General features: G+C 55.8%; 10 protein-coding genes. 5 read left to right on the top strand and 5 right to left on the bottom strand.

Going from position 1 to position 16,883, the window contains the following annotated elements; genetic code table 11:
- Nucleotides 1–232 precede the first annotated feature (232 nt).
- Complete coding sequence (locus AACY26_RS01610) at nucleotides 233–5,083, top strand: NAD-glutamate dehydrogenase (protein WP_339510340.1); 4,851 nt, start codon at nucleotides 233–235, stop codon at nucleotides 5,081–5,083.
- Nucleotides 5,084–5,232: 149 nt separating this feature from the next.
- Here the strand turns inward: AACY26_RS01610 and AACY26_RS01605 are convergent, their stop codons facing one another.
- Nucleotides 5,233–6,108 carry a DUF6685 family protein gene (locus tag AACY26_RS01605; RefSeq protein WP_339510339.1) on the bottom strand — a complete coding sequence of 292 codons (876 nt, stop codon included), beginning with the start codon at nucleotides 6,106–6,108 and terminating at the stop codon, nucleotides 5,233–5,235.
- A gap of 128 nt (nucleotides 6,109–6,236) precedes the next feature.
- Between AACY26_RS01605 and AACY26_RS01600 the strand changes: the two genes are divergently transcribed.
- Complete coding sequence (locus AACY26_RS01600; protein ID WP_339510338.1) at nucleotides 6,237–6,458, top strand: DUF2835 domain-containing protein; 222 nt, start codon at nucleotides 6,237–6,239, stop codon at nucleotides 6,456–6,458.
- A gap of 157 nt (nucleotides 6,459–6,615) precedes the next feature.
- Complete coding sequence (locus AACY26_RS01595) at nucleotides 6,616–7,641, top strand: quinone-dependent dihydroorotate dehydrogenase (RefSeq protein WP_339510337.1); 1,026 nt, start codon at nucleotides 6,616–6,618, stop codon at nucleotides 7,639–7,641.
- An 83-nt stretch (nucleotides 7,642–7,724) separates the two neighbouring features.
- Here AACY26_RS01595 and rmf read toward each other — a convergent pair whose 3' ends face one another.
- The gene (rmf, locus tag AACY26_RS01590; RefSeq protein WP_010483083.1) at nucleotides 7,725–7,940 is read right to left on the bottom strand and encodes a ribosome modulation factor; all 216 of its coding nucleotides are present in this window, start codon (nucleotides 7,938–7,940) and stop codon (nucleotides 7,725–7,727) included.
- Nucleotides 7,941–8,368: 428 nt separating this feature from the next.
- Between rmf and rlmKL the strand changes: the two genes are divergently transcribed.
- Nucleotides 8,369–10,615 (top strand): bifunctional 23S rRNA (guanine(2069)-N(7))-methyltransferase RlmK/23S rRNA (guanine(2445)-N(2))-methyltransferase RlmL, encoded by a 2,247-nt coding sequence (gene rlmKL / locus AACY26_RS01585; RefSeq protein ID WP_339510334.1) that lies wholly within the window; start codon nucleotides 8,369–8,371, stop codon nucleotides 10,613–10,615.
- Between the two features lie 74 nt (nucleotides 10,616–10,689).
- Here rlmKL and dacB read toward each other — a convergent pair whose 3' ends face one another.
- Nucleotides 10,690–12,132 carry a D-alanyl-D-alanine carboxypeptidase/D-alanyl-D-alanine endopeptidase gene (gene dacB / locus AACY26_RS01580; RefSeq protein WP_339510332.1) on the bottom strand — a complete coding sequence of 481 codons (1,443 nt, stop codon included), beginning with the start codon at nucleotides 12,130–12,132 and terminating at the stop codon, nucleotides 10,690–10,692.
- A gap of 242 nt (nucleotides 12,133–12,374) precedes the next feature.
- Here dacB and AACY26_RS01575 point away from each other — a divergent pair, with 242 nt between their 5' ends.
- Nucleotides 12,375–12,716, top strand: coding sequence for a YggL family protein (locus AACY26_RS01575; protein ID WP_339510330.1), 342 nt, complete (start codon nucleotides 12,375–12,377; stop codon nucleotides 12,714–12,716).
- A gap of 93 nt (nucleotides 12,717–12,809) precedes the next feature.
- Here AACY26_RS01575 and AACY26_RS01570 read toward each other — a convergent pair whose 3' ends face one another.
- Both AACY26_RS01570 and AACY26_RS01565 read right to left on the bottom strand, forming a co-directional pair.
- Nucleotides 12,810–15,767, bottom strand: a complete 2,958-nt coding sequence (locus AACY26_RS01570) for an HD domain-containing phosphohydrolase (protein ID WP_339510328.1) — start codon at nucleotides 15,765–15,767, stop codon at nucleotides 12,810–12,812.
- 96 nt (nucleotides 15,768–15,863) lie between these two features.
- Nucleotides 15,864–16,868: an FUSC family protein gene (locus AACY26_RS01565; RefSeq protein WP_339510326.1), complete on the bottom strand. Its 1,005-nt coding sequence runs from the start codon at nucleotides 16,866–16,868 to the stop codon at nucleotides 15,864–15,866.
- Between the last annotated feature and the right edge of the window lie 15 nt (nucleotides 16,869–16,883).

Raw genomic sequence — 16,883 nt, 5'->3', positions numbered from 1 at the left:
GGAAAACACGCAGGCTTAGTGAAAGAAAATGTCGCAGCGTGGCAAGCGCTTGGCCGTGCTCCATCGGTAAGCTGGGCTGGCAAATGTGACCCGCTGGTCTCGAAAGTCGCCAGATATAGAGGTGCCACCGTAATGCAACAGGCGTCTCGTAGACTAACGTTACTACGTTGGGGCACTAAACCTTACTGACACTGCCTTAGTTTCTTTACAAGCCAAACGGAGCATACAAGCCATGGCGTTCTTTACGGCGGCCAGCAAAGCCGACTTTCAGCATCAACTGCAAGCGGCGTTGGCTCAGCACGTTAGCGAACAGGGGCTACCACAAATAAGCCTTTTCGCTGAGCAATTTTTCGGAATTATTGCACTTGATGAGCTGATCCAGCGTCGATTGTCTGACCTGATTGGCTGCACATTGTCATCCTGGCGATTGCTTGAACGTTTTGACCCGAGCGAACCGCAGGTTCGTGTATTCAACCCTGATTACGAGAAACATGGCTGGCAGTCTACCCACACGGCTGTCGAGATATTGCACGCGGACACCCCATTCTTGGTTGACTCGGTACGCATGGAGTTCAACCGTCGTGGCTACAATATTCATACCTTGCAGAACAGCGTGTTCAACGTTCGCCGCAACAAGAAAGGCGAGCTGCAGGAAATTCTTCCCAAGGGCACGACCGGTAAGGACGTTACCCAGGAAGCACTGATGTTCCTGGAGATTGATCGCTGCGCCAACAATGCAGAAATGCAGGCCTTGGCCAAGTCACTCCATGAAGTCTTTGCTGAAGTGCGCGCCAGCGTTGAAGACTTCTTGCCAATGAAGGCCAAGGCGCAAGAGCTGCTGGTTTGGCTGAGCAAAACCAAGCTCAAGGTTGAGCCCGCCGAGCTTGAAGAAATCAAAGTCTTCATGAGCTGGTTGCTCGATAACAACTTCACCTTCCTCGGCTACGAAGAGTTTACCGTTGTCGATGCGCCTGGCGGCGGCCAGTTGGTGTATGACGAAAAATCCCTGCTGGGCTTGTCCAAGGGCCTGCGCACTGGCCTGAGCAGCCAAGAGCTGCACATCGAAGAAGAGGCCGTAAGCTACTTGCGCGAGCCCAAGCTGCTGTCCTTTGCCAAAGCCGCAGTGCCAAGCCGGGTTCACCGCCCTGCGTATCCGGACTTTGTCTCAATCCGTGAGCTGGACAGCAAAGGCAAGGTGGTCAAAGAGTACCGTTTCATGGGGCTGTACACCTCGGCGGTCTACTCCGAAAGCGTGTGGAAGATCCCTTACATTCGCCGCAAAATCACCGAGATCGAGCAACGTTCAGGCTTCGACAGCAAGGCTCACTTGGGCAAGGAGCTGGCGCAGGTTCTGGAAGTATTGCCACGCGACGATTTGTTCCAGACCCCGGTCGACGAGCTGTTCTGCACGGCAATGTCGATCGTGCAGATTCAGGAACGCAACAAGATCCGTGTATTCCTGCGCCGTGATCCTTATGGCCGCTTCTGCTATTGCCTGGCCTATGTGCCGCGTGATGTTTACTCGACTGAAACGCGGGTGAAGATTCAGCAAGTGCTGATGGAGCGCCTCAACGCGACAGACTGTGAATTCTGGACCTTCTTCTCCGAGTCTGTGCTGGCACGGGTGCAGTTTATTTTGCGGGTGGACCCGAAGAATAAATCGACCATTGATCCTGCGCGTCTTGAGCAAGAAGTGATTCAAGCCTGCCGCTCGTGGAAGGACGACTACGCCAGCTTGATGATTGAAAGCCTCGGTGAAGCCCAGGGCACCAACGTGCTGGCTGAGTTCCCGAAAGGCTTCCCGGCCGGTTATCGCGAGCGTTTTGCACCGCATTCGGCGGTGGTCGATATGCAGCACCTGCTCAGTCTCAGCGCCGAGCGGCCGCTGGTCATGAGCTTCTACCAGCCATTGGCGCAAGGCGATAACTTGCTGCACTGCAAGCTCTATCACGCCGATACGCCGCTGCCATTGTCCGATGTGTTGCCGATCCTGGAAAACCTGGGCCTGCGAGTGCTGGGCGAGTTTCCGTACCGCTTGTTCCAAAGCGATGGCAAGGAATACTGGATCCACGATTTCGCTTTCACCTATGCCGAAGGTCTTGACGTCGATATCCAGCAGCTCAATGACACGCTGCAAGACGCCTTCGTCAACATCGTCAGCGGCAATGCCGAGAATGATGCGTTCAACCGCCTGGTACTGACAGCGGCCATGCCATGGCGCGAAGTCGCCTTGCTGCGGGCCTATGCACGTTACCAAAAACAGATTCGCCTGGGCTTCTCGTTGAGTTATGTAGCGGCAACCCTGCTTAATCATGCGGATATCGCCAAAGAGCTGGTGCGCTTGTTCCGTACGCGTTTTTACCTGGCGCGCAAGCTCACTGCCGATGACCTTGAAGATAAGCAACTGAAGCTCGAGCAGGCCATCATTGGCGCGCTGGACAATGTTGCGGTGCTTAACGAGGACCGCATCCTGCGGCGCTACCTTGACCTGATCAAGGCGACCTTGCGCACCAACTTCTACCAGACGGACGCCAGCGGCCAGAACAAGTCGTACTTCAGCTTCAAGCTGAACCCACGGGCTGTTCCGGAAATTCCGAAGCCGGTGCCAATGTTTGAAGTCTTCGTCTACTCGCCACGTGTCGAAGGCGTGCATTTGCGCGGCGGCAAGGTCGCACGGGGTGGCTTGCGCTGGTCCGACCGCGAGGAAGATTACCGTACCGAAGTGCTGGGCCTGGTCAAGGCGCAGCAGGTGAAGAACGCGGTCATCGTTCCGGTCGGCGCCAAGGGCGGCTTTGTGCCCCGTCGTCTGCCGCTCAATGGCACGCGCGATGAGATTCAGGCCGAGGGCATTGCGTGCTATCGCATCTTTATCAGTGGTTTGCTGGATATCACCGACAACCTCAAGGAAGGCGAGGTCGTTCCGCCAGCCAATGTTGTGCGCCATGACCCGGATGATCCTTATCTGGTGGTGGCAGCTGACAAGGGCACCGCTACTTTCTCCGACATTGCCAATGGCATTGCTGCCGAATACGATTTCTGGCTGGGCGATGCCTTTGCCTCGGGTGGCTCTGCAGGTTATGACCACAAAGGCATGGGCATTACTGCCAAGGGCGCTTGGGTATCGGTGCAGCGTCACTTCAGTGAGCGCGGTATCGACGTTCAGACCGATCCAACGACCGTAATCGGTATTGGCGACATGGCCGGCGACGTCTTCGGCAACGGTATGTTGCTTTCGGATAAATTGCAGGTCGTGGCGGCATTCAACCACTTGCACATCTTTATCGACCCGAATCCGGATGCGGCAAAAAGCTTTATCGAGCGTCGGCGCATGTTCGATCTGCCACGCTCAAGCTGGACGGATTACGACACCTCGCTGATTTCTCAGGGTGGCGGCATTTTCATGCGCAGCGCCAAGAGCATCGACATCAGCCCGGAGATGAAGGAACGCTTCGACATCAGCGCAGACAAGCTGGCGCCGACCGAGCTGCTCAATGCATTGCTCAAGGCGCCGGTGGACCTGATCTGGAACGGCGGGATCGGCACCTACGTCAAGTCGAGCAAGGAAAGCCATGCCGATGTGGGCGACAAGGCCAACGACGTATTGCGGGTTGACGGGCGTGAGCTGCGAGCCAAGGTTGTGGGCGAGGGCGGTAACCTCGGCATGACCCAGCTGGGCCGTGTCGAGTTTGGCCTGCATGGCGGCTCCAGCAACACCGACTTCATTGATAACGCCGGTGGTGTTGACTGCTCCGACCATGAAGTGAACATCAAGATCCTGCTCAACGAAACCGTGACCGCAGGTGACATGACGGGCAAGCAGCGTAACAAGCTGCTGGCAGAGATGACCGATGCCGTCGGCGCGCTGGTGCTGGGTAATAACTACAAGCAAACACAGGCATTGTCGGTGGCTACCCGCCGCGCCCGTGAGCGTGTAGGTGAATACAAGCGCTTGATGTTGGTGCTTGAAGCCGCAGGCAAATTGGACCGCGCGCTGGAGTTCTTGCCAACGGATGATGAACTCAATGAGCGTACCGCCAACGGTCTGGGGCTGACCCGTCCGGAGCTGTCGGTATTGATCTCCTACAGCAAGATCGACTTGAAAGAGTCGTTGTTGCTTTCTCGGGTGCCTGATGATGAATACCTGGCGCGCGAAATGGAGAGTGCATTCCCGGCGCTTTTGGTCGACAAGTTTGGTGAGTCGATGCGTCAACACCGCCTCAAGCGCGAGATCGTCAGCACCCAGCTTGCCAACGATCTGGTCAACCACATGGGGATCACCTTCGTCCAGCGCCTGAAGGACTCAACAGGCATGAGTTCGGCCAATGTGGCCGGCGCCTATGTAATAGTGCGTGATGTGTTCCACTTGCCGCGCTGGTGGAAACAGATCGAGGCGCTTGATCACAAGGTTCCTGCCGAGCTGCAATTGCAGATGATGGATGAGCTGATGCGCCTGGGTCGTCGTGCGACTCGCTGGTTCTTGCGTAGCCGTCGTAATGATCTGGATGCCGCGCGTGATGTTGCTCACTTTGCACCACGGGTTGAAGCCTTGGCGCTGAGCCTGAAGGACTTGCTTGAAGGCCCGGCGCGTGAGCAATGGCTGGCCCGCTTCCAGGCTTATGTCGAAGCCGGTGTGCCGGAGGAGTTGGCGAGTGTGGTTGCAGGCACCGGTCAGCTCTACACCTTGTTGCCGATCATCGAGGCTTCGGATGTCACCGGACAAGATCCGGCGCGTGTTGCCGAGGCTTACTTCGCGATTGGCGACAGCTTGGAACTGTCCTGGTACTTGCAGCAGATCAACGGCTTGCCGGTTGAAAATAACTGGCAAGGGCTGGCCCGTGAAGCCTTCCGTGACGACCTGGATTACCAGCAGCGCGGAATCACTGTCTCGGTTCTGCAAATGACCGATGCTCCAAACGATATCGAGGCGCGTGTTCAGGTCTGGATTGAAGAGCATCGGCGCATGGTCGAGCGCTGGAAGTTCATGTTGGCGGAACTGCGTGCCGCGACAACCACCGACTACGCCATGTATGCAGTGGCTAACCGGGAGTTGATGGACCTGGCGCAAACCGGCAGTTCAAATTAAGCCCAAGTCATTTTGACTTATGAGCCCCGCCAAGTGCGGGGCTTTTTTATTGGGCTTAAGAACCACGGGCGCAGCTGTAGTGGTCCTGGCCACAAGGTGTTGGCGCTATTGGAGCTTGATGCCGAACAGGGTTTGCACGGGTGGTTGCTTTAATCTGTGGCGAGTTTTTGCAGGTGCGCAGCTACGTCAGTGGCGCCAGCGATTAATAAACCTTCGCCCAGGGCGGAGGCTTGCGCCGATTCTTTGGGCAGCAGGAGTATTTCGGTTGCGCCAGAGCGGCCGTTGAAGGCTAATCGCGAGTAGGGCACTTCAAGTAGCAACGCCATGAAACCAGCATCACTCCAAGCGGCGGCTGGCATGGCCAACACATGATAGTGCAGGTCCAATTGCTGCAAACCTTCGCTGTCGACTTGATAGCTGGTCATCAGAGTGGGCATGCTGACCTCCAGTTCGCGTCGTCTGGCATAGACAATAGCGCTGGCGAATGCATCGCCATTGCTGTCACCGCTCCAGAACAGGCGTGCGCCTTGCCAGCTGGCTTGCTGCAACTGGACTGTTTCTGCAGCGAGGAAGCGCGGCAGGGCAAGGCTGATGGTTTTGACGAAGTCTTTGTAGCTGATGATTCGTGCCTGGCGGCAGTAATCCGTGGCGGCAAGCTGTTCAAAGCTGTCAAGGCGTGAGTGTTCTGATGGGCAGTGAGCGAGGCCGTCTACCTTGCGCAGGTCGAATGAGTCCAGGCTGTGCTGTTGGGTCTTGATGACCTTGAGCAGCATTGATCGCGCATGGGCCTTGTCTTCTTGCACGGGGCCGGATAAGGCACTTCGCGGCAAATCGAGCAGGTAATGCCAGGGGATGCCTTGCTCCCAGCTAATGGTGTATTCGCGCTTGGGTATCTCATTGAAAGGAAGCTTTAAAGCACTGGCGCGTTCAAGGATTTGTCGTGGGCCACGGCCAATAAGGCCCAAACGCTGGGCGAGGGCGGTGAGACGAGCGCTTATGGTGTTGGTTGGGTCGTGCGGGCTCATAGCCAATTACATACTCTGTGTGCGCCAGAGCCAGTGTGGCAGACTCGCAGGCCTGCTGCACGTAAAACGCTGTGTTGCCCGGATGCGCCGGGCCGCGCCTGTATCAATACCATCAAAAAGGAGCCTCCATGCCTAGCTTGCTGCTGGATATAGCGCTTTCCAGGCAAACACTTCAATTGTATTACCAAGGTGATGCGAATCGCCTTGTGCTGACCAGTCGCGAGGGGCGGCGAGTCAACCTGCCGATCCATCACTTGCGTCCCTTTGTCACTCACTTGGGGATTAATGGTGTATTTGAAATCGAATTCAATGAATTCGGCAAGCTGCTCAGTTTACGTCGTTTGAGCTGAGACACCAGAGTTAGAGGCTGTGAATTAGATTTTCTTGGCCTGTTGGCCAGGTTGTGCAGCTACCTCATGGGCTGGCTTTGTTGATGGTTCCTCGCTGTGCCCCGGGTCTGTATAATCACCGCCTTTCCAACTCTGATAAATCGAGCTGAGCCTGCCCATGTATAACTTGGCCCGCGAGCTGCTGTTCAAGCTTTCCGCTGAAACCTCCCACGAACTGTCTATCGACCTGATTGGTTCTGGTGGCCGCTTGGGCCTTAACGGCTTGCTAACCAAGGCGCCTGCCAGCTTGCCGGTTAATGTCATGGGGTTGCAGTTTGCCAACCCGGTGGGGCTGGCAGCTGGCCTGGATAAAAATGGCGATGCCATTGATGGTTTCGCTCAACTGGGTTTTGGCTTTGTCGAGATTGGTACAGTGACCCCGCGTGCGCAGCCGGGAAATCCTAAACCGCGCTTGTTTCGTCTGCCCGAGGCCGAGGGCATCATCAATCGCATGGGGTTTAACAACCATGGCGTTGATCATCTCTTGGCGCGAGTGCAAGCGGCAAAATACAAAGGTGTTCTGGGCATCAACATCGGTAAGAACTTTGATACCCCGGTCGAGCGGGCAGTCGATGATTACCTGATCTGCCTGGACAAGGTTTATCGTCACGCCAGCTACGTCACTGTCAATGTCAGTTCGCCAAACACGCCGGGGCTGCGCAGTTTGCAGTTCGGGGACTCGCTCAAGCAGTTGCTCGAAGCGCTGCGTCAGCGCCAGGAAGACCTGGCCCAAGTACATGGCAAGCGTGTTCCGCTGGCAATCAAGATTGCTCCAGACATGACCGATGAGGAAACCGTGCAGGTTGCCCAGGCGCTGGTTGAGACAGGTATGGATGCGGTTATCGCAACCAACACCACACTCGCGCGCGAAGGGGTTAAAGGTCTTGAGCATGCTGATCAGGCGGGTGGTTTGTCTGGTGCACCGGTACGTGAGCAAAGCACGCATATCGTCAAGGTGTTGGCGAGTGAACTGGCGGGGCGCTTGCCGATTATCGCCGTAGGCGGTATCACCGAGGGCAAGCATGCCGCCGAGAAAATCGCTGCCGGTGCGAGCCTGGTGCAAATTTATTCAGGCTTTATTTATAAAGGCCCGGCGCTGATTCGTGAGGCGGTGGATGCTATTGCGGGGTTGCCGCAAAAATAAAAAGGGCTCCTCGATAGGAGCCCCTTGGGCTTAGCCCGACGCCCGATTGGGGCGTGCTTGATTGAGTCGGTTATGTCCTGTAATTAACCGACCGCATGAAGTTCGTTGAGTCTATGGATACCGGCAGTGCCTGTTAAACCGTCCCAGTTGTCTCCGCGGCCCTCTCGCCAGCCGTTTAACCAAGCTTGGCGAACTGAGGCAAGGGTGAATGGACAGAGCTCTCGAGATTTACCATGAATACCGTACTGATAGCCGCGTAAAAAAGCTTTTTCTAGAGGATCACGCTTAAGTCTTCTCATAGGGTGTTGCCCTCACTTGTTGACTGTTTATGTCCTGTAGATCTCATGGTGAGATCAGGCAGAAATGGTCTGCCGATGGAGTCCGCTGCCGGCGTCGCGAGCCTCCTGTGTTTTCGCCGTTGCGGCGATAACCTAGGTAGATTTCTAACCAATGCGTGAGCCTGTGTGAATGATCGTTTTGTCATAAGGGCGTAACAGTTTTGATGGTATGGCCATAAGGCAACTTGGCCCGATCATTCGTTTGTTGACACAGCACAGGCCGGGCGGGGCTTTGCTGATGCTTTACTAGTAATCTGCCATCGCGAACTGATCGCGATTGCGACTGTTATTTATTCCGACGAAGGGTCGCGCTGAGACTTTTTGTCACTTATTTTGGTTGTGCACATCTGCTTGCCTGCCACTAACGGCGTTAGCCACTGGAAATTCTCATGTCGGATCGTTACGAACTCTTCCTTACGTGCCCAAAAGGTCTTGAAGGGTTGCTCCTTGAAGAGGCCAGCACACTGGGCCTCGAAGAGGTGCGCGAACACACTTCTGCCGTTCGCGGTTTTGCTCAAATCGAGACTGCATATCGCTTGTGCCTCTGGTCTCGCCTGGCAAACCGGGTGCTATTGGTGCTCAAGCGTTTTCCGGTGAAAGACGCCCAGAGCATGTACGAGGGCGTACTGGAAGTTGACTGGTACGAGCACATGGAGCCAAACGGCACATTGGCCGTCGAGTTCAGTGGCAATGGTTCGGGCATTGATAACACTCACTTTGGCGCGCTCAAGGTCAAGGATGCGATTGTCGACAAACTGCGCCAGAAAGACGGCACGCGGCCATCGGTGGATAAGCTCAACCCGGATTTGCGTATTCACCTGCGCCTTGATCGCGGCGAAGCAATTCTGTCGCTTGACCTGTCCGGGCACAGTTTGCATCAGCGCGGTTATCGTCTTCAGCAAGGTGCTGCGCCACTCAAGGAAAACCTTGCAGCCGCGGTATTGATCCGTGCTGGCTGGCCGCGCATTGCGGCTGAGGGCGGCGCCCTGGCTGACCCCATGTGTGGGGTCGGTACGTTTTTGGTCGAAGCGGCAATGATGGCGGCTGACGTGGCGCCGAACCTGACGCGCGAACAGTGGGGCTTTAGCAAATGGTTGGGCCACGTGCCGGCGATTTGGAAGAAATTGCAGGCCGAAGCGCAAGAACGCGCAGACATTGGTATGGCCAAGCCGCCATTGTGGATCCGCGGCTACGAAGCCGATCCACGCTTGATTCAGCCAGCCAAGAACAACATTGATCGGGCAGGTCTGAGCCACTGGATCAAGGTCTACCAGGGCGAGGTGGCCACCTTCGAGCCACGTCCGGATCAGAACCAGAAAGGTTTGGTCATCTGCAACCCGCCTTATGGTGAGCGTCTGGGTGACGAAGCCAGCCTGTTGTATCTCTATCAAAACCTTGGCGAACGCCTGCGCCAGGCCTGCATGGGTTGGGAAGCAGCGGTATTTACCGGCGCGCCAGACCTAGGCAAGCGCATGGGCATTCGCAGCCACAAGCAATACGCCTTCTGGAACGGTGCATTGCCGTGCAAGCTGTTGTTGATCAAGGTCCAGCCTGAGCAGTTTGTCACCGGCGAGCGGCGTACGCCCGAACAGCGCGAGCGCGAGCGTGAGCAAAATGAGCTGGTTGCCAGCGCCGCGCCAGTCGTCGCAGCCAAGTCCGCAGCACCTGCTGCTGTGCCGGTTGAGCAGGCGCGTTTGAGTGAAGGCGGGCAGATGTTTGCCAATCGCCTGCAAAAGAACCTCAAGCAACTGGGCAAGTGGGCGCGCAAAGAAGCGGTGCAATGTTATCGCTTGTACGATGCCGATATGCCTGAGTACGCGCTGGCCGTCGATCTCTATGGCGACTGGGTCCATGTGCAGGAATACGCCGCGCCACGCTCCATCGAGCCAGAGAAGGCCCAGGCGCGCCTGTTTGATGCGCTTGCCGCTATCCCGCAGGCGTTGAATGTCGACAAGAGCAAGGTCGTCATCAAGCGCCGCGAGCGCCAGAGCGGTACCAAGCAGTACCAGCGCCAGAGTGCTCAGGGCCAGTTCATGGAAGTCAGCGAGGGCGGGGCCAAGTTGCTGGTCAACCTGACCGATTACCTCGATACCGGCTTGTTTCTCGATCACCGGCCACTGCGCTTGCGCATTCAGCGTGAGGCCGCAGGCAAACGCTTCCTCAACCTGTATTGCTATACAGCGACGGCTTCGGTTCATGCGGCCAAGGGCGGTGCTCGCAGCACCACAAGTGTGGACTTGTCCAAGACTTACCTGGATTGGGCGCGGCGCAACCTGTCACTCAACGGTTTTTCTGACAAGAACAAGCTGGAGCAGGGTGATGTCATGGCCTGGCTGGCCGAGGATCGCAACGAATACGAGTTGATCTTCATTGATCCGCCGACCTTCTCCAACTCCAAACGCATGGAAGGTATCTTCGATATTCAACGTGATCATGTGGCCTTGCTGGATCTGGCAATGGCGCGTCTGGCCAGCGGTGGGGTGCTGTATTTCTCCAACAACTTCCGCAAGTTCGTCCTCGATGAGACCCTGACTGCGCGTTATCAGGTCGAAGAAATCACCTCTTCGACCCTGGACCCGGACTTTGCCCGCAATAGCAAAATCCACCGCGCCTGGCGTATTACCGCACGTGGCTAAGCGCCTGGCTGTTTAAGACCAACCATGGAAAAGGCCACGCTAAGCGTGGCCTTTTCTCTTTGGCTGGGCCCGGTCTAGCGCGAGGGTTGCTTTTGCAACTCGAGCAGGACCCGGTCGAGCACGGACGACGCGCCCCAGGGCTTGGGATCGTTGATGATCGCAACCACCGCCCAGCTCTTGCCTTTGTTGTCGCGGCTGAAACCAGCAATTGCGCGCACGTTGTTCAAGGTCCCGGTCTTGATATGCGCTTCGCCGGCCATCGGTGTGTTGCGCAGGCGCTTGCGCATGGTGCCGTCGCGACCCGCCAGAGGCATAGAGCTGATGAACTCTGCCGCGTAGGGACTGTTCCAGGCTGCTTGCAGAATTTTCGACATTTCACGCGCACTGACACGTTCAGCGCGTGACAAGCCTGAACCATTTTCCATGACCAGTTGTGACGCGGTAATGCCCTTGCGCGCCAGCCAGGCACGGATGACCCGCTGTGCGGCCTTGGCATCGTCAGGGTCCGCGCTGGTGCGGAACTTGGCACCGATACTGAGGAATAACTGGCGGGCCATGGTGTTATTGCTGTACTTGTTGATGTCGCGGATGATTTCAGTCAGGTCAGGCGAGTAGGCGCGGCTCAGCAAGCGGGCTTTGCTCGGCACAGGTGCTTGGCGGTCCTTGCCATCTATGCTGCCACCTAGTTCCGTCCACAATGCGCGCACCGTGCCTGCGGCATAGTTGGGCTGGTCGAGCAGGGAGATGTAGCTCTGGGTGGTGCAGCCATCAGCCAGCTTGCCTTGCGCGGTTACCGTGAAGCCGGTCGCGGTGGGCGTTGGCGTAAAGCGGATACCGTCTCGCCACGAAGGGCATTTGCCTGATTTAAGCGCGGTTACCTGGTTAACGACGCGTACATTGGCAATCGGCGGCTCGGTGGTGATCTGCACCCGACCGCTTTCAGAGTGGGCGATAAAGCGCAGCGCCTTGAAGTTGATCAACAGTGCATCAGGGGCCACCAGATAAGGCTTGTAGCTATCGCCTGAGTCATCGTTGAACGGTGGCAGTTGTGGTTGGATGAAATAGCTGCGATCAAGCACCAGGTCACCGGTAATACGCTTGACGCCATTGGCCCGTAGGTCACGCAGAAGCAACCACAGCTTCTCCATGTTCATCTTTGGGTCGCCGCCACCCTTGAAATACAGGTTGCCCTTGAGCACGCCGTTACTCAGGGTGCCATCGGTGTAAAAGCTGGTCGCCCACTGGTAATTTGGGCCGAGCAACTCCAGTGCGGCGAAGGTGGTGATCAACTTCATGGTCGACGCTGGGTTAACTGAAACATCAGCGTTGTAATAGGTGCTATTACCTGGACCGTTGAGCGGGATGGTGACGAGGGAAAATGATTTTGGACTGACTTTGTTAGCTTTAAGCGCCTGTTCAACTTTGGTCGGAATAGTGGCGTTGACGGCAGCGTACAGAGGTAAAGAAAGAGGTAGTAACAAACTGACAATGGCTAACTGGCGCAGTTGTTTGATCATGATTTACGCCCCCTGGGCGTAGCTTGAAAAGTGACTTGTAACGTGCGAGATACCGCTACGATGTATGTTTCATACATGACACATTATGCCGCAAGCATAGGTTTATGCGAAATATGTGAACAAGATTGCACATCAATTGAGTGTTTTAAGGTAGGTCGGCAGCCGATGCATTGCAGAGTTTCGGGCATAAATAGGCTGGAACTGCTAAAGTGCGCGGCGATATCACTTTTGAGGATTGTTTCATGGCTACTAATCGTTCCCGCCGTCTGCGCAAAAAACTCTGCGTCGATGAATTTCAGGAGCTGGGTTTTGAGCTGAACCTGAATTTTAAAGACGATTTGACCGATGAAGTCGTTGACGCTTTCCTTGATCAGTTTCTGAAAGAGGCAATGGAAGGCAACGGTCTTGGTTATGTGGGTGGCGATGACTACGGCCTGGTTTGCCTTGACCAGCGTGGCTCGGTCAGCGAAGAGCAGCGTGCAAGTGTTGAAGCCTGGCTCAAGGGCCGCTGTGAGCTGGCTGATTTCAACGTCAGCCCATTGCTCGACGTTTGGTACCCGGAAAACCCAATCAACAAGGCTTGATGCCTAAAGCCGGGCACGCGCAATGCGTGCTCGGCTATTGATTGAGTTGTGCTTGGGGTCAACGACTAGGCTTTGCGTTGTCGACCCCAAGACTTAATCAGCAAGTCCCGCTTTGATCAGTGTCTGCGTTTCATCCACCTCGTCAATTTGTTCAGGCTGCATAAAGCGCTCTGCGTATTGCTTATAGATCTGCTTGCGGATAAACAGGCCGAACAGGTCTGGGTCAATGTGCGCGCCTCTACACATGCCAGCCATGATCGCAATCGCTTCAGACAGAGACTTTCCTTTCTTGTAGGGGCGATCGACTGCTGTCAGTGCTTCGAAAATGTCGGCAATTGCCATCATCCTTGCCGGTAGGCTCATTTCTTCGCGGCGCAAGCGTTTTGGATAACCGGTGCCGTCCATTTTCTCATGATGCCCGCCGGCAATTTCAGCGACGTTCTTCAGGTGCTTGGGGAAGGGCAGGTGATCAAGCATGAGTATGGTTTGGACGATATGGTGGTTGATGATGTAGCGCTCTTCGGCGGTCAAGGTGCCGCGCGCGATGCTCAGGTTGTAGAGTTCGCCGCGGTTGAACTTGTAGCGCGGCACTTCAAGCTTGAAGCCCCAGCGATTGTTCTCGGCAATCAATTCGCTGGCAGGTCGTTCAACCAAATGCCGAGGCCGGTCGGCCAGCAGGTTTTCCAATACGGGAAGCTCGACTGTCGGGGTGCTTTCCATCCGTTGGCTTTCTTCCCATGACAATCCGAGTCGGTCATCCAGGGTGCGCCACCATTTTCGCTCTGCGATACGCTGCAGGCGTTGGATATCGTCTTCGGCCATGGCTTCGCCGCCAAGGTTGCAGCGTGCTACAAAGCTGAACTCCTCGTCGAGCTCAGCCAGTAACTGGTCGCGTTGAGCGAGTAATATCCTGTCGTCGCCGCCTTCTGCGCGCGCTTGCCAATAGCTGATCCAGGCATCGCGCTTGAGGATTTCAAAACGGCTGCGAATTTCATGGATGCGGTCGTACAGGGTTTCAAGCTTGGTGGCTTTGTCAACCACGTACTCCGGCGTGGTGACCTTGCCGCAGTCATGCAGCCACGCTGCAATATGCAGCGCTTCCCATTCTTCGTCGGTGGGGCAGTAGTCGCGAAAAGCCGGGGCATGGCTGTTGGCCGCGGCCTTGGCCAGCATCATGGTGATTTCAGGCACCCGTTGGCAGTGGCCCCCGGTGTAAGGGCTCTTGGCGTCGATTGCGCCGGCAATCAGTTGAATAAAGGCGTCGAGTAGTTGTCTTTGTCGATCCAGCAGGCGCTGGCTTTCAATACAGAGTGCGGCAACCCCAGACACGGCTTCGACAAATGCGACCCGTGCAGGACTCTGGAACGGGATGTCGGCTTCGGTGCCGCTGTCTTTGTGCAACAGCACCAAGACTCCAACTGTATCGCCCTGGCGATTATGCAAGCCCGTGGCAACGATATGAGTGCGTGGCGAGTCCATCGCTTGCAGCAGTTTTTGGTAGTCGCCTGCTTGATCAAAGCCGATCGATGCAATGCTGCTTGCGCCTCCACGTACCGGTTTTTTGAGCCAATCTGGCATGCGTTCATCGTCGATTGCAAAGCTGCTGATTTTCAGCTCTGCGAGGCTCATGGGCGGGCCGTCGAGATACAAGCCCTTGGCTTCAAGGTGCTTGCCTTCGGCGTCACTCAGGTAAATCAAGCCCGCGTGGGCCTGGCTGATTCCAGCGGTTTCTTCCAGCACGCGTTCGAGTAGTGCCTCAAAGCGTGTTTCAGCCGAGAGGCTGGCAGCGATCTCAAGGAAGCTGGAAATGGTTTCCTTCATACGCGCCATCGCCACGGCAAGGAGTTCGATCTCGAGCACTGGCGAGCTGGCGCTGGCAGGGTGTTTAAAGTCGAAGCGGCGTATCGCTTCCGCTTCACTGAGCAATCCTCGTAGAGGTTTGACCAGTAAGCGGGACAATGCCCAGCCCAGCGGAATGCACAGCAATAAAATGCCGAGGGTGATTACTGCGCTTATCCAGCGCATCCGGTAAGCATCAGCCAGCAGCTCGTCTTCAGGCGCCAGAATGGCCAGGCGCAAACCCTTGGGACCGCCCATGTTCAGCTTCTTCTGGGAAACCAGCCAGCCGCGCTTATCAAGTTCAATCGAGCCCTGAAGTGAGCCATCTGGATCTTTGTTGCTGAGGCTGGCAGTTACTGGGCTGAGTTGTGCAAAGTTGGCGCGATTGGATTTGTCGTGGCCAGTAATGAGTTTTGTGATGTCTGGGTAAGCAACGGCCAAACCATCTGGGCTGTACAAGGCGACTTCGGTCGAGGGGGTGATCTTGTGTTTGGCAAGTGTTTGCGAAAGATCCGCCAGGGTGATGTCCGCACCAATAACGCTGCGGCCCATGCTGACCCGCGAAACCGTGGTGCCAACATCTCCGGAGGAGAAGAACACATAGGGTTCGGTGGTAAACATAGCATTGCTATGCATCGCTTCCTGGTACCAAGGTCGGGTTCGCGCGTCATAGGACTCGTTGCTGATCTCGCGATCACCGAGGTAGTTCAGCTTGGCATCAAAGTAGAGGTGCATCGCCTTGATCGGAGCTCCTTTAGTGCGCTCGATACTCCACACCTGAAAGGCAGCATTGTCTGGGGTATTGAAGATTTTTTTCAGTTTTTCGGTGCGCAATGGGCGCACCATAAAGAAGTCACCGTCGGTATAGCCAAGGTACAAGGAGGCCAGTTTCGGGTGGTCTTTGAGGGCTTGGGCAAACACGGGCAACATTGACAAGCGAGCGTCGCGAGTCTCGCCCATGTTGCGCTCATCCAGCGCGAGCAGATTGAGCAGGTTATCGACAGGGATGTAGGTATCGCGCAGATCGCGATCAACTTGATCGCTGATGTGCTCGAATAGTTGAAGACTGCTTGAAAGAATAATTCGGCTGGTTTGTTGATAATTAAAAATACCCAGCACGATACCGGTGCTAAGCAGTAGCAATGTAAATAAAAAACTAATATGAACGTGAAGTGGAAAGCGCCTATTCCCGGTTAGTTCACTGACTTTCATGCAGAATTGCTCCCGAAACTGCGGTGATGGCAGAATGAAAGCATAGTGAATAATGAACTATGCGCTAATAGATTTAATAGTTATTTTTCAAGGCCTTCACTGATGTGCTGAAGCCCTGTTTTTTATTCTGATAAAGCCCTTGTTTAGTGCATAAATAAGCACTGCCACCGCCAACGAGATGGCCACGCCAAACAAGCTATTGAACAGGCGTTGCGGTGCGAGTTGCCAGTCGAGTGAAAGGCTTTCGACCAGCACCATGAAGCAGACCAATAGCTGCAGCAAGTAAAGCCCATAATGATGGGCTTGGAAGGTTCGGCACAAGATTATCAGCGCTAAGGTTGCGCTGACCATGATTACCGGATCCTGCACGCTGTAGCCAACCGCAATCATGATTGCCGCGAGCGAGAGGCTGACCAAATGGGGTATCAGCAGGCGTTTAAGGCTGTTGGATAACTCAAACTGCAAGGTGCCAATCACTATCATGGTCAGCCAGTAACCGTGGGGCAGGTTTTCCAGGCTGACGAGTAAGCCAGCTAAGCCAAACGCCAGCGTGCAGCGTAATGCATGTTGGCGCCAGCGTTGTTCTGGCAGCCGTTTCGCATAGCGCTTGAGAACCTTGACGATGCTTACTACACGAGGGGCTTGTGGCCACATGCGCAAGCCATGCACGCCCCGCAAGCCAAAAGCCAAGAGGGTGACCCAAAGCCCGCCAAGAATAAAAAGCATGGCGATTGCATAGGGGTTATTCAGGTGACTTCCCGCTGTTTCCCCCTGGCCTAGGCACATGCACACAGCCAGGCCTGCACCGAGTTTTCCGGCTTCGGCGCCAAAGCGCTGCAGCCAGGCCAGGATAAAGCCAAAGGCTGCAAATACAGCAAAACTCAGACCCGGATACGCCGCCGCCCAGAATCCCCAGCCGGCGCATACCGCGCCGAGGAAAATGATCAGCAGCATGCGCAACATGCCAAGTCGGTGCAAAGGGTTGATCTGCGCCGCTTGAAAGGCACCGGCCGATGCCCACAGAAACCCCGGGTGGCCGCTGAACAACCCCAATAACAGCGGTAGCGCACAGCCCATACCAGCGATTATCGCCGGTCCCATGGTGGGAGGCCCCGT

It is taken from the genome of Pseudomonas sp. RL_15y_Pfl2_60, assembly GCF_963970595.1.
Classification (GTDB): domain Bacteria; phylum Pseudomonadota; class Gammaproteobacteria; order Pseudomonadales; family Pseudomonadaceae; genus Aquipseudomonas.
This window is presented reverse-complemented; position numbering and strand designations above follow the sequence as displayed.

What these genes read in the sequence shown, in the direction of transcription:
- AACY26_RS01610 (WP_339510340.1), top strand. Translation starts at nt 233, where the DNA reads ATGGCGTTCTTTACGGCGGCCAGCAAAGCCGACTTTCAGCATCAACTG.
- AACY26_RS01605 (WP_339510339.1), bottom strand. Translation starts at nt 6,108, where the DNA reads ATGAGCCCGCACGACCCAACCAACACCATAAGCGCTCGTCTCACCGCC.
- AACY26_RS01600 (WP_339510338.1), top strand. Translation starts at nt 6,237, where the DNA reads ATGCCTAGCTTGCTGCTGGATATAGCGCTTTCCAGGCAAACACTTCAA.
- AACY26_RS01595 (WP_339510337.1), top strand. Translation starts at nt 6,616, where the DNA reads ATGTATAACTTGGCCCGCGAGCTGCTGTTCAAGCTTTCCGCTGAAACC.
- rmf (WP_010483083.1), bottom strand. Translation starts at nt 7,940, where the DNA reads ATGAGAAGACTTAAGCGTGATCCTCTAGAAAAAGCTTTTTTACGCGGC.
- rlmKL (WP_339510334.1), top strand. Translation starts at nt 8,369, where the DNA reads ATGTCGGATCGTTACGAACTCTTCCTTACGTGCCCAAAAGGTCTTGAA.
- dacB (WP_339510332.1), bottom strand. Translation starts at nt 12,132, where the DNA reads ATGATCAAACAACTGCGCCAGTTAGCCATTGTCAGTTTGTTACTACCT.
- AACY26_RS01575 (WP_339510330.1), top strand. Translation starts at nt 12,375, where the DNA reads ATGGCTACTAATCGTTCCCGCCGTCTGCGCAAAAAACTCTGCGTCGAT.
- AACY26_RS01570 (WP_339510328.1), bottom strand. Translation starts at nt 15,767, where the DNA reads ATGAAAGTCAGTGAACTAACCGGGAATAGGCGCTTTCCACTTCACGTT.
- AACY26_RS01565 (WP_339510326.1), bottom strand. Translation starts at nt 16,868, where the DNA reads ATGGGACCGGCGATAATCGCTGGTATGGGCTGTGCGCTACCGCTGTTA.